This window comes from Paenibacillus sp. FSL W8-0919, from assembly GCF_038003785.1.
Lineage (GTDB): Bacteria > Bacillota > Bacilli > Paenibacillales > Paenibacillaceae > Paenibacillus_AQ > Paenibacillus_AQ lactis.
In genome coordinates, this window is the sequence record NZ_JBBOPV010000001.1 from 2,305,558 (window position 1) to 2,324,052 (window position 18,495).

The 18,495-nt window shown below is 55.5% G+C and carries 18 protein-coding genes and 1 riboswitch; of the genes, 12 read left to right on the top strand and 6 right to left on the bottom strand.

Translation table 11 applies throughout. From position 1 onward, the window contains the following. Positions 1-64: 64 nt before the first annotated feature. A complete protein-coding gene (locus NST44_RS10175) occupies positions 65-967 on the bottom strand; it encodes a LysR family transcriptional regulator (RefSeq protein ID WP_007132016.1) in 903 nt (300 codons plus the stop codon). A gap of 410 nt (positions 968-1,377) precedes the next feature. Here NST44_RS10175 and NST44_RS10180 point away from each other — a divergent pair, with 410 nt between their 5' ends. Together NST44_RS10180 and NST44_RS10185 are read left to right on the top strand one after the other, a co-directional pair. Then, positions 1,378-1,836: a chemotaxis protein CheX gene (locus NST44_RS10180; RefSeq protein ID WP_007132017.1), complete on the top strand. Its 459-nt coding sequence runs from the start codon at positions 1,378-1,380 to the stop codon at positions 1,834-1,836. Between the two features lie 100 nt (positions 1,837-1,936). Beyond that, positions 1,937-2,710: an SDR family NAD(P)-dependent oxidoreductase gene (locus tag NST44_RS10185; RefSeq protein ID WP_007132018.1), complete on the top strand. Its 774-nt coding sequence runs from the start codon at positions 1,937-1,939 to the stop codon at positions 2,708-2,710. An 8-nt stretch (positions 2,711-2,718) separates the two neighbouring features. Here NST44_RS10185 and NST44_RS10190 read toward each other — a convergent pair whose 3' ends face one another. Beyond that, positions 2,719-3,552 carry a nucleotidyltransferase domain-containing protein gene (locus NST44_RS10190; protein ID WP_007132019.1) on the bottom strand — a complete coding sequence of 278 codons (834 nt, stop codon included), beginning with the start codon at positions 3,550-3,552 and terminating at the stop codon, positions 2,719-2,721. 192 nt (positions 3,553-3,744) lie between these two features. Between NST44_RS10190 and NST44_RS10195 the strand changes: the two genes are divergently transcribed. The 3 genes from NST44_RS10195 (at position 3,745) to NST44_RS10205 (ending at position 7,203) form a co-directional block, all read left to right on the top strand. After that, positions 3,745-5,088: a DEAD/DEAH box helicase gene (locus NST44_RS10195; RefSeq protein WP_007132020.1), complete on the top strand. Its 1,344-nt coding sequence runs from the start codon at positions 3,745-3,747 to the stop codon at positions 5,086-5,088. Between the two features lie 145 nt (positions 5,089-5,233). After that, positions 5,234-5,986: an ABC transporter ATP-binding protein gene (locus tag NST44_RS10200; RefSeq protein ID WP_007132021.1), complete on the top strand. Its 753-nt coding sequence runs from the start codon at positions 5,234-5,236 to the stop codon at positions 5,984-5,986. Next, on the top strand, positions 5,983-7,203 hold the full coding sequence (locus tag NST44_RS10205) for an ABC transporter permease (protein ID WP_007132022.1): 1,221 nt from the start codon (positions 5,983-5,985) through the stop codon (positions 7,201-7,203). The genes NST44_RS10200 and NST44_RS10205 overlap by 4 nt, the downstream gene beginning before the upstream one ends. Before the next feature lie 185 nt (positions 7,204-7,388). Here the strand turns inward: NST44_RS10205 and NST44_RS10210 are convergent, their stop codons facing one another. The 3 genes from NST44_RS10210 to NST44_RS10220 all read right to left on the bottom strand — a co-directional run bounded on the left by NST44_RS10210 (position 7,389) and on the right by NST44_RS10220 (position 9,687). After that, positions 7,389-7,514 (bottom strand): sporulation protein YjcZ, encoded by a 126-nt coding sequence (locus NST44_RS10210; RefSeq protein WP_077568058.1) that lies wholly within the window; start codon positions 7,512-7,514, stop codon positions 7,389-7,391. Between the two features lie 132 nt (positions 7,515-7,646). Next, on the bottom strand, positions 7,647-8,945 hold the full coding sequence (locus NST44_RS10215; protein ID WP_007132023.1) for an aminotransferase class I/II-fold pyridoxal phosphate-dependent enzyme: 1,299 nt from the start codon (positions 8,943-8,945) through the stop codon (positions 7,647-7,649). 127 nt (positions 8,946-9,072) lie between these two features. Further along, on the bottom strand, positions 9,073-9,687 hold the full coding sequence (locus NST44_RS10220) for a pyridoxamine 5'-phosphate oxidase family protein (RefSeq protein ID WP_007132024.1): 615 nt from the start codon (positions 9,685-9,687) through the stop codon (positions 9,073-9,075). Between the two features lie 123 nt (positions 9,688-9,810). On the opposite strand from NST44_RS10220, the gene pdxR reads away from it, so the two are divergent. From pdxR to NST44_RS10240, 4 genes are all read left to right on the top strand, one after another. Next, a complete protein-coding gene (gene pdxR, locus NST44_RS10225) occupies positions 9,811-11,307 on the top strand; it encodes a MocR-like pyridoxine biosynthesis transcription factor PdxR (RefSeq protein ID WP_210094550.1) in 1,497 nt (498 codons plus the stop codon). Between the two features lie 23 nt (positions 11,308-11,330). Continuing rightward, on the top strand, positions 11,331-12,116 hold the full coding sequence (locus tag NST44_RS10230) for a helix-turn-helix domain-containing protein (RefSeq protein ID WP_007132026.1): 786 nt from the start codon (positions 11,331-11,333) through the stop codon (positions 12,114-12,116). A gap of 136 nt (positions 12,117-12,252) precedes the next feature. Beyond that, on the top strand, positions 12,253-12,375 hold the full coding sequence (locus tag NST44_RS10235; protein ID WP_260842860.1) for a hypothetical protein: 123 nt from the start codon (positions 12,253-12,255) through the stop codon (positions 12,373-12,375). 383 nt (positions 12,376-12,758) lie between these two features. Continuing rightward, positions 12,759-13,610, top strand: a complete 852-nt coding sequence (locus NST44_RS10240) for an SDR family oxidoreductase (protein WP_210094549.1) — start codon at positions 12,759-12,761, stop codon at positions 13,608-13,610. 79 nt (positions 13,611-13,689) lie between these two features. Here NST44_RS10240 and asd read toward each other — a convergent pair whose 3' ends face one another. Continuing rightward, on the bottom strand, positions 13,690-14,535 hold the full coding sequence (asd, locus tag NST44_RS10245; protein ID WP_028404823.1) for an archaetidylserine decarboxylase: 846 nt from the start codon (positions 14,533-14,535) through the stop codon (positions 13,690-13,692). A 167-nt stretch (positions 14,536-14,702) separates the two neighbouring features. Further along, positions 14,703-14,815: riboswitch (TPP riboswitch) on the top strand. A gap of 107 nt (positions 14,816-14,922) precedes the next feature. Here asd and NST44_RS10250 point away from each other — a divergent pair. The 3 genes from NST44_RS10250 to NST44_RS10260 are packed head-to-tail and all read left to right on the top strand — an operon-like array spanning position 14,923 to position 18,135. Next, the gene (locus NST44_RS10250) at positions 14,923-15,543 is read left to right on the top strand and encodes an ECF transporter S component (protein ID WP_244869264.1); all 621 of its coding nucleotides are present in this window, start codon (positions 14,923-14,925) and stop codon (positions 15,541-15,543) included. Next, positions 15,536-17,332, top strand: a complete 1,797-nt coding sequence (locus NST44_RS10255) for an ABC transporter ATP-binding protein (protein ID WP_251535654.1) — start codon at positions 15,536-15,538, stop codon at positions 17,330-17,332. The genes NST44_RS10250 and NST44_RS10255 overlap by 8 nt, the downstream gene beginning before the upstream one ends. After that, the gene (locus tag NST44_RS10260) at positions 17,329-18,135 is read left to right on the top strand and encodes an energy-coupling factor transporter transmembrane component T family protein (RefSeq protein ID WP_028404826.1); all 807 of its coding nucleotides are present in this window, start codon (positions 17,329-17,331) and stop codon (positions 18,133-18,135) included. The genes NST44_RS10255 and NST44_RS10260 overlap by 4 nt, the downstream gene beginning before the upstream one ends. Positions 18,136-18,495: the final 360 nt, after the last annotated feature.

An 18,495-nucleotide genomic window follows, 5' to 3' on the forward strand; every position in this document is an offset into this window, starting at 1 on the left:
TAAGCCCTCCTTCATGCTGTTATCGTCATAATAGCATCCCGATTCTGGTCATGATCATCGTGACTTACTCGGTGCTGATGAATTGCGTTTCCGGCATGCCCTTCAAGTCGCTTAAAAATTGCCGCATGGCCGAGCTTACATAACGGCCGCTCTTATAGATGACGCCGACCGGATGGCTTACCTCCAGCTCGCTGAGCGGAACGATCTGCAGGGTGCCGTTTCGAAGCTCTGTCGCTACGGATTGCTTCGAAATGATGGCAGCGCCAAGATTAATCTCAACCATCCGTTTGATTTCCTCGCTGCTGGACAGCTCCATGACCACCTGAGGATCGATGCCGTGTTTCTTCATGACGTCGTCGGCGAAACGGCGGCCAACGGTATCGCGCGATAGCAAAATAAGAGGCGTGCTGCCAAGCACATCGATGCTTGCCTTGGATAGTTTGGCCAGCGGGTGCTGAGGGGATACAACTAATTCAAACGTATCGTAGTACAGGATGGATGTGCTGAGGTTGGGATTGCGTTCGATCAAATAACCGATTCCGATGTCGATGAGACCATTCTCCACGCTATGGTAGATTTGCGAGGATGCCATGGATTGAATGGTTGTTTTAATGTGGGGGAACTGATCCTGGAAGTAGGAAAGAACCCGGGGCAGAATCTGAATGGCGATGGAAGTGGTCGTACCTAATTGAATATGCCCTTGAGGCGTCTGGTCTAGATCCGACAGCCGCTGCTTCAGCTCGTCCACGATGCTCAGAATTTGCTCGGCATGCTCCACGAACACCTGTCCACGGTCGGTTAACGTTACCGGTTGGCTCCGGTCTACCAGCACGGTTTTGAACTCTTCCTCCAAGCTCTTGATCTGAGCCGATACGGCCGGTTGTGTCAGATTAAGAAGCTCTCCGGCTTTGCGAAAGCTCATCGTTTTGGAGATGGTAATTAGCGTTTCCAATTGGCTGATGTTCATAGCCTTCCTCCTTACTTGATATGATTCTTCCGCTCGTAAATCCACGTGCAGCCCGCTTTATTTAAATTATAGGGTATTCTGCCTGAAGGAGCAATTGAGGCAGCATTCCGCTTGTGTCAGCTAAAAAGTTTCGAAATCCGGACATTTATTATTAAAAGATTGCGAATGCATCCGATAATAGTAAAGTAGACATAGCTTCAGGTGAGACCAAAGTACCTTTTAAGCGAATGGATGACCGAATGCGAAATCGACGTTATTACGATAGCTCCAAAGTTGGAAGAGCTGTTGGAATAGGGGGTTGTCGCTAATTTGTGATGATTTATTAAAGGGTATCCATTATAATGTTTAAATAAATCGTTGGGACTTTGGGACCCTGACCAACAACCCAGTGAAAGGGGCGAAAGTAAGGAATGAAAGCGGAAGTCATCAATCCTTTTTTAGAGTCCGCACGACATGTGATCGAGCAAGTCATACAGGTTTCACCTTCCACGGGGAATCTTGGGGTCAAGGAGATCGGATTTATCGAGAATCATATCTGGATCCAAATCGGAATGACAGGGCAAATGAACGGGGATATCGTATTTGGGATCCAGGAGAAGGTAGCGCTGCACATGGTATCGGCCATGATGGGCGGATATGTCATTACCGAAATGGACGAGATGGGACAGAGTGCGATATCAGAGCTGGGCAATATGATTAGCGGCAATGCCAGCATGATTTTGTCCAACCAAGGAGTAAGCGTTGATATTACGCCGCCGCGGGTGATTAAATCGGATCATGCCTCCGGCCTGTTTCAGAAAAAGGCGCTGTGCATTCCCCTCATGATGGAAGGCATCGGCGAACTGGATATTCAAGTCATGATTTCGTAAAATAAGACCAAGTGAGCCGCCGGGCTCCTGCAGAGCAATGCCGGGAAGCCGGCAGGCACTGGTAGGCAGCTCTAGCGGCAAAGGAAGGGATAACGAAATCATGCTCAAAAATAAAGTGATCGCGGTGACGGGCGCTTCCAGCGGCATCGGGGCCCTGATAGCCCAGCGGCTGTCCGACGAAGGCGCGGTCGTTATACTGGCCGGACGTTCGATGGAGCGTCTGCGGGAAGCCGGCAGCCGCTTGAAAGGACCCCATGAGCTGGTCGTCATGGACGTACAAGACCCCCATCAGGTGGATTCGGTGTTGAAAGAGGCATCCCGGAAGCACGGCAGAATCGATGTGCTGGTGAACAATGCCGGATACGGCAAGTTCGAGGCATTCCTGGATATGCCTGCCTCTGAATTTGAAGATATGATGGACGTCAATTATATGGGGATTGTACGGTGCACCCAGGCAGTCCTGCCGGGGATGCTGGAGCGAGGCGACGGGCAGATCGTCAATATCGCCTCGATGGCAGGGAAGATCGGCACTGCCAAATCCACTGCCTACTCTGCCACGAAGCATGCCGTATTGGGACTTAGCAATGCTCTGCGGCAGGAGCTGCGGCATACAGGCATCACCGTCTCGACCGTCAATCCGGGACCGATTGATACGCCGTTCTTCTCCTTGGCCGATCCTTCGGGCGGATACGTCAAAAATGTCGGCTGGCTTATGATGAAGCCGGAATATGTAGCCGAACAGGTCGTCAAGCTCATTATCAAACGCAAGGAAGAGCTCAATCTGCCAAGATTGGCCGCTGTCGGCATTCGCTTATATCAACTGTTTCCGAGATTTGCGGATCGTGTATCCCATCGGTGGATGAATCAGAAATAAACAACAGCCTACAGGCTTTCCGTCTCCGCGAGAATGTCGCGCAGCAGGCGGAGAGCCTGTTTCGTCTGCCCGGCATCTGCCGAGAGCAGGGTGATCGCCTGGTCCAGCCGTTCCTTGTAGCGATCCGGCTTGAGCGGGAAGGACTCGATCATGGCCACCGCGCGCTTCTCGTTAATGCAGTAGGTCTCATTCTTGGCGAACAGCACTTGATTCAAGCAGGCAATGCACCGGTAGACGTGGCCGGCAACGTAGGTGATGTCGTCTTTGGACGCGTTATCGTCCGCAAACATCAGGGAGAAGGATGCCTCGAAGGTGAAAAATCCGACGATGGCGCTCTTCAAAGCTTGAGGATAAGGCTTCGTCTTCGCCTGAAGCGTCTGAATGCGGTTATCCTTATCGGACAAAATGCGGCAAACAGACAGCTCACCCATATACATCACATTAAGGTAAGCGTGCGGATGCCCGGTCTGGTAATGGGCTGAAACCGATCCCTTCGTGCATTCCTCCACGATTCTGGACACGCGGTGAATATCGCGGAATAAGAAATCCACATGATACCCCTCGATCACTAACCAGCCGCCCCCGTTAACCCAGGCACCCCATTCCCCGAGCGAAGTGATAATGCCCTCGCGATGCTCGTCATCCAATTTTTTCGCCGCCTTCGCGATATGCTCGACCTGGAATCCCTCGGATTCATCATAATAAATGCCGATATCGATATCCGAATCCGGCCTTGCTGTCCCTTTGGCTCTGGATCCGCCAAGCACGACGCCGACAACGCCGGGCAGATGACGGAGTTCTTTCGTGATGTTATCAAGCAGTGCTTCGACCTTTGCAGTCATGGTAAATCTCCCCCCAGTCATATCCTTTTAATTCATTTTACACTAAAATCGGCAAATAACAGGTGGTTATGATAAAGCGAAGATTTTCTTCCCAAATGCTTGTCCGAAAGGTTGTATTTGGTGAGCGCCCGGTTTTGGCATATAATGAGAAGGAACGAATGAGACCCGATAAAATAAAGGATGGACGATCATATGACTTCAACTACGTTTCATACATTGGGAATAGCAGAGGATTTAACGGCAAGGCTCTCGGAATTCGGCATTGTGGCGCCGTCACCGGTTCAGGCCGAAGCCATTCCTCCGATCCTTGCGGGCAAGGACGTGCTTGCAACGTCCCAGACGGGAACCGGCAAGACGCTGGCTTACCTGCTTCCGATCCTTCAGGGCATCGACCCGGAGGTAAAGGCAGCACAGAAGCTGATTGTCGCTCCAACCCAGGAGCTGGCGATCCAGATCGTTAGAGAGGGCGAGCGTTATGGGGAGGCTCGCGGCATCGGCGTCATCGGATTAATCGGCGGCGCGGCGGCCAAGCGACAGATCGAGAAGCTGAAGCAGCATCCTCAGCTGATCGTCGGAACGCCGGGACGCATCCGGGAGCTGATCGAAATTCGCAAGCTCAAAATGCACCAGGTAACCACCATCGTCATTGACGAGGTGGATCAGGTGTTTCAGTCAGGCGGTGCGAGCGATGTGGAACGGATCCTGCGCAGCGCGCTGCGCGACCGTCAGCTCGTATTCCTATCGGCAACGGTCGGTCCTGAGACGGCCGAGCTGGCTAAGAAGGAAATGGATCAGCCGGTTGAGATCGGGATCGATCCGGAGCGCCGGACGCCGTCCGGTCTGGAGCATTATTATTTCGTATCCGAAGAACGGGACAAACTGGACATGCTTCGCCGGATCGTCCGCCATTACGATCCCGAACGGGCGCTCGTCTTTGTGAACGCCACGGAGGATCTGGCCGAGGTGGAAGCCAAGCTGAATTATCTCGGCTTGAATGCAGCCGCCTTGTACGGAGACGCCGACAAGCTGACTCGGAGCCGGGTCCTGAACGCATTCAGGGAAGGGCGGACGAAGCTGCTTGTAGCAAGTGACGTTGCTGCCCGTGGGCTGGATATCGAAGGTCTCGGCATGGTCATCAACTATGATCCGCCGATTGATGCCGAGCACTATACCCATCGTGCAGGACGGACAGGACGGATGGGGCGTAAGGGGCTTGCGATTACCCTTGTGACTGACCGGCAAACCTTCATTATGCGTAAGTTCAACCGCGAGCTGGGCATTTCGATCGAAGAGAGAGTCCTATACGGCGGGAAAATTCGCACGCCACGCTCCGCTTCGGAGCGGGACAGTGCCGGTCGTGGTTCCCATGCCGGCAATCGAGCGAACAAGCCGGCTGCCCGGAAGCCGGCGTCGATCAGCTCGAAGGGACGGGCAGGCAACGGCAAAGCGAACGGAGAACGTCCGAGCGAGAGGGAGCGCGACCGCAAGAACAAGGGTGCGCCGAAATGGCTGAAGAATAAACCGCCGCGGGGCTGACCTGCGGCACGGCTTATATTTATCCAATACGAATCCGTAGAATCGGCTTAGAGCCGGGCCAGGCCCGGTATCCTCAACTGGACGCACAAGCGCTCTGACCGAGGCAGGGTTCGGTGTTTTTTTAAGTAGAAGAGGTGATGTGGTAATGAGTGAGCAGCCGGTGTTGTCTGTTCAAGGATTAAGCGGCGGGTACAGCATAAACCGTCCGGTTCTGCATGATATCACGTTCCAGGTGCAGCCGGGGGAGATGGTCGGTCTGATCGGATTGAACGGGGCGGGGAAGAGCACGACGATGAAGCATATCCTCGGACTGATGAATCCGCAGAAGGGAGAGATTGAGGTCCAGGGCAAGCGCCGGACGGAGGACTCCGAGGCGTATCACAGTGCACTGGGCTTTGTTCCCGAATCCCCGCTTCTGTACGATGAGTTGACGGTACGCGAGCACTTGGAATTTACGGCCCGTTCCTACGGCGTTTCCCGCGAGGATTATGAATCGAGGGGGGAGCAGCTGGCGAGGCTGTTCCGGATGGAGGAGAAGATGGACAGCCTGTCAACGCATCTGTCCAAAGGGATGCGTCAAAAGGTGATGATCATGTGCGCATTCGTGGCCAGACCTTCCCTTTATATTATCGATGAGCCCTTCCTCGGGCTGGATCCGCTGGGGATCCGCTCCCTGCTCGATTTCATGCTGGAGCTAAAGGCTTCAGGCTCTTCCATCCTGTTAAGCTCGCATATCCTCTCCACCATCGAGAATTATTGCGACCGGTTTGTGGTGCTGCACCGCGGCAGCATTATTGCCCAAGGAACACTGGAGGAAATGCGGGAGCAAGCGGGAAGACCGGGCCTTCCGCTGGAGGAGCTGTTTAATGTATTGGTTCAAGGCGGTAGCGGCATATGAACTTGCGCGAGCTGTATGATAAACGGCGCGGCCAGTTCTGGGGCGATATCCTGCCCTATCTGGGTTATGTCATACAAAGCGGGGTCGCCGTCGTTACGCTGTTCTTGCTGATCGCGTTCGCGGCGTGGTATACGGCCTTTCTGCAGCATATTCCGCAGGGGCTCCCGATTCGCTGGATCATGCTGGTTATTTTGCTCCCGATCGTCATTAACAGCAGCGTACGCACGTATCTGCGCTCGGCGGACACCGTTTTTCTGCTGCCGCAGGAATCCCGAATGAGCACTTATTTTCGCAAAGGCTGGATTAGCGGTGTCGTGTACAAAATCATCGGTTTAGGCATCGTGCTCCTTATCTTATGGCCTCTGTACATACGCAGTGATACATCACCTAAGACGCTTCTGGTCACATTCCTGGTGCTGGTTGCCCTCAAGCTGCTCGCCAGTTACGGAAGCTGGAGGGAGCAGCTGATGGTGTCCCGTACCGCGGCAGGCGCTTACCGTTTACTGCGGTGGGCCGTTTCGGCGCTCGGCATTGCCGCTTGGCTGTGGCATCCGTCCGGGCGAAGCCTGATTTTTATCGCGCTGCTCGGTCTCGCGTATGGGTTCGCTGTGCGCTTTCCTGTCCGGCACCTTGTTGCTTGGGAGCGGTTAATCGCCATTGAACGCAGACAGGCCGGACGGGTCATGCTGGTGCTGAGCTGGTTCGTGAATGTGCCGCAGCGCGAACAGCGCGTGCACGCCAGGAAATGGCTGTCGGGATGGGGAAGGGGCATTCCATGGGGCAAGGACGAAGCCTACCGGTATTTGCTCGTCAAGAGCTTTGCCCGCAGCGATATCTTGGGCATTCTGGTGCGGGTCGGGCTACTGGGAGTGCTGCTCGTATGGCTCACCCGGGATGACTGGGCTTCGGCAGCCGTATATTGGATCGGGCTCTTGATCATCGGACTGCAGCTGTCCGCCCTGCGCAAGCTTCATCCTGAATCATTCTGGCTGCATATTTACCCGCTCCCCGAGGGGACAAGGCGGGAGAGCGAGAACAAGCTGATCTTTCAGGTGCAGCTGTTCTGGGCCGTGCTGCTGTGGCTGCCGTTGATCCCGGCCGTTCCCGGAACGCCGGATCGGACGCTTCTCACGCTGGCAGGAGGGATCGCGCTGGTTCTTTTGTCCCGCTGGAACGCCGTGCGAAAGAACCGGCGAGCCGACGATGATGATGAATAGATAGGCGAAGATGATGATAAAGAGATAGACGAAGATGATGATAAATAGAGGAAGGCCGGGATGCATCCATCCCGGCCTTCCTCTATTGCTTTCGTATGAATAGTAGCCGTATCAGCAGCAGAAGCCGCAGTGTCCTTCGGGGTCGGACGACCTGTCATTATCCGTGCCGCCAGCTAGGAAGTGGCTTAGACCCAGAAAGAACGAGTGATGATAACGAGCAGGATAAAGAGAACCAGAATGGCTCCTACTCCGTATCCACCGCCATATCCGCCGTATCCGCCGCATCCTCTTACATCTTCAACTGCACCCATGTTCATTCCCCTTTCACTTAGTTGAATTGTAGTACATGGTATTGTATGTTGCAGGGGGGCTATGTGTATGGGCGAGCGTTTATTTATCACAGAAAGATGATCTGATGCAAAGCGGGACAAGGGTCTATCGGCTTAAGCCTGCTGCAAATCCTGAATTCCTTGGTAGATCAGGTCGAACAGATCCTCCAGGTACTCCTCTTCAATGCAGGAGAATGCAATCCGGAGATCCTCTTCGCCCAGGGCAATCGTCCCGACGCCGTATTGGCGGATCAGATGGGACCGAAGCGCTTCAGCCGATACCGTCTTCAGCTTCAGGCACATGAAGTATCCCGAGTTAAACGGATAGTATTCCCAGACATCACCGTATTTGCCGCTGTCGAGAATGGCCTTTACTTTATTGGCGCGTCCCTTCATGATGCTGAACTTCTCTTGCTTCTGCTCCTCGAATTCCGGAGCCTTCAGCGCTTCGAGGACGAACGATTGCGAAGGATGCGGACCGCTGGAGATGGTTGCCCGGATGATGCCGAGGGTCTTCTGCTCAAGTACATCCAGCACATCCTGGTTCTCCGAGGCGAAGGTGATGAAGCCTACGCGGAAGCCCCACACATATTCTTCCTTCGTAGCGCCGTCGACTTTCACAGGCAGGATTCGCGGATGGAGGCCGGCAAGATGACCGAACAGCGATTCCGTTAAGGAGTTCTCGAAGAACAGTCCGAAGTATGCGTCATCGGTCACGACGACAACATTGATGCCGGCTTCGGCGGCTTCCGTAATCGCGGATACGATGGCTGCGCCTTCCTCGGCTCCCGGCGTGTAGCCTGTCGGGTTGTTCGGGAAGTTCAGCAGAACGATCGCTTTGCCTTTATCCTTCTGGTTCAGAAGAGCCTCGCGAAGTCCCTCCGCATTAAACTTCATATTTTCAGTGAAAAGAGGATAGGTTACATGAACGCCATGGCGGCGGATGCCGAAAGTCAGCTCGTAATTCTCCCAGTTCTTGTCCGGATAAATGACCGCATCGCCCTCATCGGCGAACAGGTCGGCCACGATGCTGAGACCATGAGTCAGGGCATTGGTGACGATCGGATTGCTGAAGCTCTTTCCCTCCAAGGACGGATTCTCACGGAGCATCTTGTTCCGCCATACGGAGCGCAGCTCGGGCTTGCCTGCCGGCGGGGCATAAGGATACAGATCCTTCGGCTGGAAAGCCGAAAGCTTATCCTGAATCACGCCAAGATGCATCGGGATGCCGCCTTCGGTGGCGATGCCGATCGTTGCGTTATATTTCTTCGCTTGGGCGGATGCCTCCGCCGACTGACTCAGAATTCCTTCCTTCGGGAAGTATATTTCTTTGCCGAGCGTGGAGAGCATGTCATACACATGCGGGTTGCCTGCTAACAGTTTCTCGTTCAATTGTCCAGCCAATGGGTTCATGAAATGGTTCCTTCCTTCCGAGTACTTTTGGTTAAGGTAAGAGGCGAATGCATGAAAGCTTCTTACATTTTCATTGCCTTTCATTATACCATCAGACCCGGGAACCGTCACGGATAAATGCCCAGACTTAACGCGGTCCAGGGTAATATTTACAGATGTGCGCAGCCGTCTCGCCGTCCCGGGTCCGGCCGCGTTCCTCAAGCCGTCCGATCATGTCCTGCAGCCGGTCAGGCTTCAAATTTTGGCCGAATTTGAATTTGGCGCTCATCCGCTTCGGAACGAGCTTGATTACCGCTACACCCTTGAGCCGGGAAGCATAGGCGCGGTCTCCGGCGTCGATGGTACGGTAGCCGCCCTCGGGCTGGAGCTTGCGCATCATGGCTTCCATCGCTAATGCTTTTTCCTCAAGATCATGGACGAGGACGGCTTCTCCTGCTGCCGTTACGCTCTTGAAGTAGGCCGTAGCGGGACATGCCATTTCCGGATCCGAGAAATAGGAAGGGATCAAAGCATACTCATCGGCCACCGTAAAGCTGACGGCGGGAGTGCGGCGCAAGTGCTCCATTTTCTCGCCCAGCCGGCTGCCGTGAAAGTAGAAGCTCCCCTGTACATAAACAAAATTCAGCGGCGTAACCCGCGGCAGCCCGTGTTCATCCACGGTTCCAAGAAAGCCGAAGCTCATTCCGTTCAGGAAGTCTTCGATCTCCTTCGGATCCTCGATTGCAAATTCGTCTCTTCTCATGGTATTACGCTCTCCCTCCATCGCATTGTGATGAGTATCAGCATACGACGAACATTGACAAGGAAAAAGCGCCAATTTACATTAATTTATATAGTCCAATTTAAAATAAGGGAGGTCCCTTCGGTGGAGCTTGGGCTTCCGTTCGAGACATACGTCGAGCAGTATAAATATAAATATTTGGCGCTTTATCATGCCATTCGCGCTGCGATTCACAGCGGCAGACTGCCGGAAGGGACGCGCCTGCCCGCTACCCGGGAGCTTGCCAAGCTTTACGGCATATCCAGAGGCTCCGCTGCGCAAAGCTATGACATGCTGATGGCGGAAGGTTATGTCGTCTCAAGGCAGGGAAGCGGCACTTATGTCGCCGAGGGGATCACGGTGCCTGAGCAGCCGCCTCCTGTCGAAGCGGTCCCGCTGCTGTCGGCCTGGGGCCGGCGGCTTGCGGAGCTCCGGGACGAATCCGCCGAGGCCCGCCGGTCGGAGCTGGCTCCGCCTGAAGGAACCATATCCTTTGCCGATGCGCGCATGCCGATGGAGGATTTTCCGTATGACGAATGGCGAAGCGCGTTGAACTATGCCGGCGGGAGCGGAGGGAAGGAGCTGTCCTCCGGCGCTCCGCCTGCAGGCGCGATGGAGCTTCGGCGGGCGATTGCCGGACATCTTCGGTTTACGCGGGGCATCCAGGCGAAGCCGGAGCATATCATAATCTTCAGCGGGTCGATGCAGGGCATCGTCCTGCTCTTCCAGCTCCTGCTGGACCCCGGCGACCGCGCGGTGATCGAGGATCCCGGCTACGACGGGATCCGCCGGGGCGTGTCCGCTACCGGCGGGATTCCGCTGCCGGCTCCGGTTGATGCTTCCGGGCTTGTCCCCGCCGACTGGGACGCCAGGCTTCTGGTCGTTAGTCCGAGCCGGCAGTACCCTACGGGAGCCGTGCTTCCGCTAGAGAGGCGGCGGGCGCTGCTGAACTGGGCGAGAACCCGCCAGGCTTACATTATCGAGGATGACTACGACAGCGAGCTTCGCTGGGGAGGCAAGCCGATCGAGCCATTGAAGATGCTCGATGACGAGGGAAGGGTGATCTTCGTCGGCTCCTTCTCCAAGACGATGTTCACCGGTCTGCGAATCGGTTATGCGGTGCTCCCTCCGAGTCTTACGAATGCCGTCGTCAGGGCCAAGTCGCTGTATGATCCGATCTCGCCCGGCGTGCTGGAGCAGCGGGCGTTGGCACGGTTCATCGCCAGCGGCGGTTACGGGCGGCATCTCCGGCGGATGACCCGGCGCTACGGCGCGAGGTATCAAACGCTCCGCGAAGCGATGGACGCTCATGCAGGCGGCTTATTCCGGCTCCGGCCCTGCGACGCGGGGCTTCATGTATATGCCGACTGGCTGCAATCGCCCGCCGAGTATCACGCGTTTCGCCAAGCCGCACGCAATCGCGGCGTGCTGTTTCGCGATGCGACCGTTTACAGCTGCACGCCTGGTCCGCCCGGCGCATGCTTTGGATTTTCCCAGTTGGAGCGGGCAAATATCGAAGCAGGCGTTCTCCGTTTGGCATCGGCATGGGCGGACATGCAAAAAAACGGAAAACCGGGTATGATGGAGAGAGAATATTTTTAAAAGAGATGAGGGGGAATGACGTGATGCTGAATGCATCGCCGTCTTCTTTTGTAATAATGCCCGCGCTCGCGAAGATCGTCTGCGAGCCGGGCTGGAAGTGGCAGAAACGCGAGCGGCCCATGCAGAACTACGATTTGTTTTATGTATGGAGCGGTGAAGGTACGCTGGAACTGAATGATAAGCCGTATGAGATCGGTAAAGGAAGCTGCTTCCTGTTCCGTCCGGGCGACCATACCAGCGCGACGCATAATCCGCAGAAGCCGCTCGTTTTAACATATATACATTTTGACGTGAAGGAACCGGTTACGGACATTCCGGCCCCGTACCGGCAGCTGGGCGAGACGATGGATTTCGAATATTTGCTGGCCCGGTATGTCCGGTTGTATCTGGACAAGCCTTACGGGGCGGAAGAAGAGGGCCAGCTTATCCTGAAGCAGCTCATGATTCATCTGCTGCGGTCCGACCTGAATGAGCCTGTCGTAAAAAAAGCCAGCAACCAGCTGATGGAGGCGATCCACGAAATCGCCAATTATGTGCGCCAGCACCCGGGGATTCCGCATCGCGTGGAGGATTTGGCGGCAAGAGCCGGACTGTCCCCGCGTTATTTCTCGATCAAATTCAAGGAGCTGATCGGTACGCCGGTCCAATCCTATATTATCCAGATGCGGATCGAGCGGGCGCAGCATCTGCTGGTGCACCAGGGAATGAATGTCACGGAAGTGGCCGACGCCCTCGGGTATCGCGACATTTTCTTTTTCAGCCGGCAATTCAAGCAGTATACCGGAAAGAGTCCGTCCGAAATCAGGTGATTCCCCCGCTCCCTACCGTTCACGCATGCTCTTCGCGAAGCGGAAGGGGCCTCGGGGTTTCAACGTAAGCAATTTAGGGTAATCCTCGCTTACGGTATATAGAGAGCAAGTGAGCTTTGAAAGGGGGTGTACGGGAATGAGCCCAAGAAGACGGGTGCGCGGGCGGTTTTTCAGTCGCGGCGGCGGCAGTATTTTTCGAAATCGGCTGCGCCGCATGAAGTCGACCATAAACCAAGGGCATCTTGATGTATGGTTTTGATGGAGCCTGAGTATTTTGTCCGGGGATAACAGGCGTGACCCCGATTTTATATACGATGATCCAAAGCTAGCAGCCCAGCCGGGTGATCTTCAAGTGCCTTGTACATACCTGGTTGGTGAGAAGCACCATGTTGGAATTATTTTATAAGTTAAACGTAAAAGGGAGTCCGGGAGGGCTCTCTTTTTACATGGGACTTGCGTGATGCCCCTTGGCTTTATGCTCGAGCTCTAAGTTTCACGATTGAGCTTGGGACCGACCCCGTGTATGATCAGTTTACGGATATTCGGAAGCGGTTTATAAGAGGTTTTCGAGTTGCGGCAAGGTATAAGGCCAAGCAGGGAACTGGCGACTGCATGATTGAAAAAGCTGGGGGGATGGAGTTTATGAAAGCGGCGAATCAAAAGACAGCTCTGGTGACAGGCGCATCCAGCGGCTTCGGACTGCTGATCAGCATCGAGCTGGCGAAAGGCGGGTATGATGTCGCAGCCGGGATGCGAAGGCCGGAGGCAGCCGGGGAGCTCCTGCAGCAGGCGGCGAAGTTCGGTGTGGCTGAGCGGATTCGAGTGATCGAGCTGGATATTTGCAGCGAAGAGCAGGTACAGGCAGCTGCACGCTCCGTGGAGCAGGAGCTCGGGCGCCTGGATGTGCTGGTGAATAACGCAGGCATCGCGGTCGGCGGATTCGTGGAAGAGGTGCCGCTCAGCGAGTGGAGACGACAGCTCGAGACCAATGTGATCGGAACCGTCTCCGTGACGCAAAGCATGCTGCCGTTGATGCGGCGGACCGGTAAATCCAAAATGATTCTGATCAGCAGCATCAGCGGCGTTGTTGGCTTTCCGGGGTACGGCCCGTATGCCGCTTCCAAATTTGCCGTTGAAGGCCTTGGCGAAAGTCTCGCCATGGAATTGATGCCTCTAGGCATCGATGTGGTGCTGGTGCAGCCCGGCGCTTACGGCACGCCGATCTGGAGGAAGAGCTTCGGGGAGTTGAAGGTGAGGGAGGGTTCGCCATACAGCGGGATGCTGAAGCGGGTATTGGCGTACTCCGAACGGACCGCCAAAAAGAGCGGGGATCCGCTCGAGGTTGCAAGGTTGGTGGCTCGAATCGCCGGTATGAAGCATCCGAGCTTCCGGTACCGGCTTCCCCGCAGCACCCGGCTGACCGGGCGGATCAAGGCATGGCTGCCCGACCGCTTCTTTCAGCGGCTGATCGTCCGGCTATTGGGAAGAGAATAAGGTCTAACATTGTCCTTGTTCGATAGGGACGCAACGGGAGTCATTGCGGTCATGAATGAAGGCATCCGCAAGGACGTTCTTATTTTTCCGTACACAGCTCCTTCTCCAAGCACGCATCCCGCTTCTGCTTCTTGTCTGCGGGCGGATGGAGGATGCCGAGCAGCTCGCCCATTTTAACCGTCGTCCCGAGGGTAAGATCTCCCCGGGGGGTAAAGGTGCCGCTCTCGGTCAACAGCACGACGGTTGAGCCGAATTCGAAGTATGCAAGCTCATCCCCGATCTGCCATTTCGTCACGTTCTCGTCGGCATAACGGATGCTGCTTACGTTCAATGCTCCGACCTTGACCACGGCAACCTCACCGAAGTCATGCTTGATATAGGTAATGAGCCTTTCGTTGCGGCTAAGCACCGACCGGATATGGGTCATGGCAAAATCGTTGACGGGATACACCTTGCCCTTGAGGTGCTCCCGCTCGATCTGCACGCCGGTAACGGGGGCGTGAATGCGATGGTAATCCGTCGGGCTTAAATATAAGACGAACGCGTAACCGTTCACATAATTCTCGATTCTCGGAGACTGCGCAAGCAGCTCTTCAATGGTGTAATCCTGTCCCTTGACGTTGAGGATGGTGCCGGTATCGATGGTGCCCATGGCGGTAATCGTCGCATCAACCGGGCTCACCATCGCGTCGGCGGTCGTATCTATGGCCCGCAGGCCGAGCTTTAATCGGCGGGAGAAGAATTCATTGAGCGAGCGGTATTCATGCAGCTCTTTCTCCGCTTCATGCGCCGGGATTTGGTATATTCGAATAAATGCAGGGATCAGATGACGGCTCAACCGGCTGTGGGAGAACTGCCCCACCAAATGGGACAACCACTTTCGGGAGGAGAGCTCTGTCATCAGACGCAGCAATCGTTTGGCCATGTTATTCTCCTTTTTTGTGCAAAGACCTAAGCTATCGATGATGCTTGAAAAGCAATCACTCTGATATTGACATAGAATCGGCTGGAAATCAACAAACAGGCCTTGAAGAAAAAAAGACCCTTGCCAAATCAGGAAAGGCTGTGTATTTTAAAGTTAACATAAAACCGAATAGGGAATACGGGTGCTTGAGTGAATCAGGCTGAGATTGCAGCTGCTATCCGCTGTTGACCGTTAATCTGAACTGGGTAATGCCAGCGTAGAGAATATCCGACCCTGCTCATATTAGGGCCTAATTTCCGTCTGCGCGTTTCCAGACGGTTTTTTGTTGTGATTTTTTTCCACTTTTAAAAAATTGCGATGGAGAGGGGTAATTGTACGATGGAAACGATGAGGCAAGGCATAATGGGGGCTCAGCCGAGAAAAGGGCTTAGACTGAGCGATATTTTGGTGACGGTGCTTGTATCGCTGGTGCTGGGCGTGGTGTATCACTTTTGGGGATCGGTATACAACCTGCTGAAGCCGCTCTTTTTCGAAGCGGACGAATTGCTGTATGGCATGTGGTTTGCCGCGGCGACGCTGGCCTATCTGCTGATCCGGAAACCTGGCGTGGCGATCATTGCAGAGGTTGCAGCCGCGCATGTCGAAGTGCTGTTCGGCAGCGGGTGGGGGCTTACGCTCCTGATGTACGGCTTGATTCAAGGCTTGGGGGCCGAGCTCGTATTTGCCGCAACCCGCTACCGCAGCTCTTCTGCCTTCACGGTGGCTCTGGCGGGGGCCGCTGCCGCCGTCGGCTCGATGCTCCTTGATTTCTTCTACAGCTACACGGACGATCTTCAGACCTGGATGTTCCTGGCGAAATACGGCATGCGGATCTTCAGCGGCGCCGTCATTGCAGGCCTTCTGATGCTCGTCCTCGCCAAAGCGCTGGAGCGTACCGGCGTAACCTCCCTGCTGCGTCCGGCATCGCAAAAAGAATATGAGGCGCTGGACGATTCGCGCCATGTCTAAAATGCAAACGGGCGTACACTTCGTAAACACGGTGGATGCGCCTAATGATCCGCAGGAGGAACCGGCGCTTTATGTAGAAGGGCTGCGCCTTAAATACCCGGGCGAGGAGCGGCTGATGTTTAAAGATCTTTCGTTCTCCGCCGCCCGCGGAGAAAAGGTGCTGCTGCTGGGTCCAAGCGGCTGCGGCAAATCGACGCTTCTTCAGGTGCTGAGCGGGATGATTCCCCGGGCGACGGAGGTGCCGATGAAATGCCAGGCGCAGAAGCTTCCCGTTTCCTGGGGATATGTGTTCCAGGATCCGGACACCCAGTTCTGCATGCCGTTCGTCGACGAGGAGCTGGCATTCGTCCTGGAAAACCAATGCGTTCCACGGGAGCAGATGGAAGAGCGGATGCAGGCAGCGCTGCAAGCCGTCGGCTTGGAGCTGGAGTCGCTCCATGTCAAAATCGCGCATTTATCGCAAGGGATGAAGCAGCGTCTTGCACTGGCTTCTGCCCTATTGCTGGAGCCGGAGGTGCTGCTGCTGGATGAACCGTCGGCGCTGCTCGATCCCGAGGGCCGCGAGCAAATCTGGACGGCGGTGAAGGCTGTGTCCGCAGGGCGCACCTTGATCATCGTGGAGCACCGGATTGAAGAAATGGCTGAATATGCAGACCGGGTCGTGCTTTTTGGCCCGGATGGGACGATTCTGGGTGAAGGCACGCCGGCCGACGTATTCGCCCGCTATTCGCGGGAGCTGAAGGAATTCGGCATCTGGTATCCCGGCGTATGGGACGATTATGCAGTGTCCCCATCCGGCATGGAGGTGTTTGCACCGCTTGGAACCTCCTCCGGCGGATCCCGCCAGGATGACTCCTTCGCCAGGGATTTGGGAAAAGCCGCTCGGCTACAGAACCGGGAACGACTCCATTCCGTTGAGGAGTCCGGACGGCTTACCGGAGCCGACTTTACGTCGGCAGAACAGAGCAAGCCTGCCGTTCAGCTGGCCCAGTTCTCAGGCAAGCGGTGGGACAAAGCCGTTATTACCGTCCAAGGGGCGGAGGTGTATCCGGGCGATTTTATTGCGATTGTCGGGCCGAACGGAGCGGGGAAGAGCTCGCTGCTTCTGAGCCTGATGGGGCTGCTGAATGCGGAAGGCATGTACCTCCTCGGCGGGGGGGAGGTTCCGTTAGGGAAAGGAAGACGAAACCGCAAACAAAGGGAACGGATGCTCCGCCGAATCGGATTCGTATTTCAGAATCCCGAGCTGCAATTCGTGACGGAGCGCGTTACGGATGAGGTGGCGTACTCCTTGCTGGTGGACGGCATGTCCGCGGATGAGGCGGCTGAGCAGGCCCGCCGGACGCTAGAGCGATTCGGACTAGACGGCAAGGAGAGCCGGCATCCATACCAGCTATCCACGGGCCAGAAACGCCGCCTCAGCGTGGCCACAGCCATGGCCAGACAGCCGGCGGTGCTGCTGCTGGATGAGCCTACGTTTGGCCAGGATGCACGGAATACCTTTGCGATTCTGGAGATGTGCGAACGGCTGCGCCAGGCCGGGACGGCGATCGTGATGGTTACCCACGAGATGCGAATCGCCGAGCAGGCGGCCACCCATATTTGGGAGATCCGTCAAGGGCAGCTGGTCTCCAGGATGGCATCGCCCAGGCTGGCGGCAAGGAGAGCTCCCGGCTTCCAGGAGAACGGTTATCCGCCAATGAGGGCGGAGGACGAAGCCAAGGAATTTGGCGCCCGTGAGGACAACAAGGAATCTTCCGGCAGACCGTACGCGGAGGTGAGGTCATGAATATATGGAATCCGGTCCGCATCACGTGGCTGCACCGGGCAAATCCGGTGGTGAAGCTGCTTCTCGTCTGCTCCCTGTTCCTGATGACGGTGCTGACGCATGACATTGACTTTGTGGCGTATCAGGCGCTGATCTTTATGCTATGTCTCCTGGCGCTGTCCGGTGTCCGCACATGGAAGATGCTGCTGTTCTTCATTCCGTTTCTGCTCGCGTTCATCTCTTCCTCATCCTCCATGATGCTGTTCGGGAAGGGAGACACGGTTTGGTGGGAATGGGGTCTGTTCAAGGTATCGGAGGAAAGCTTTTATCGTGGATTGCATCTGGGGTTTAAAGGCATCGCTTTTGCCTGCGAAGGTCTTCTGCTCGTGACGACAACGTCGTCGGTCGATTTGTTCTACAGCCTGATGCAAAAGCTGAAGCTTGCTCCCAAGTACGCCTACAGCTTTATGGCTTCCATCCGGCTTTTGCCGATGGTGTGGGAGGAATATGTGATCCGCCGGCAAGCGCTGAAGGTGCGGGGAGTGGTCCCGATCCGCGGTGTCCGCGGGGCGGTGAACCGGGCAGGGATGTATGTGGTGCCGCTTCTGGCACAGAGCATCCGCCGGGCGCACCGGGTTGCGGCGGCGATGGAAGCCAAGCGGTTTGACGGTGACCGGGGACGGCGCAGAACTTATTTTTACCCTTCGCGCTACTCCCGCTATGATCTGCTCACCATCGCACTTTTAGCGGCGGCGGCATATGGCGCTTATGCGGCTGCGGGGCATTTTCCATGGTTCGGCATCGGGGATGTGCGCTTTGATTAAATTCGAGGGCATTTTGCGTGAAAGTTCGTAATTTCACGTAAGATGCCCTTTTTGCGTTTGGCTGGCGCTGCATGGGACCAGTGAAAAAAGAGATGGATTTTTCGTTCGAATGGTATATAATACGGTTGGTACCAATATGTTATTGTTGGTACCAACCTTGCATACCTGGATCGGTATGCGTTCCACTTGGAGGCTGCACCCATTAGAGGTGCCAACAACACAGAACAGCACATAACACTCTTTTGAGGTGACAAGAACAAAAACGACAAGTTACGGCATTGAGGTGACAAGAACAGAAGAGACCAAGCACACGTTGAGGGATAAGAACAGGAAAGACAAAGCACGCCTTGAGCGGACGAC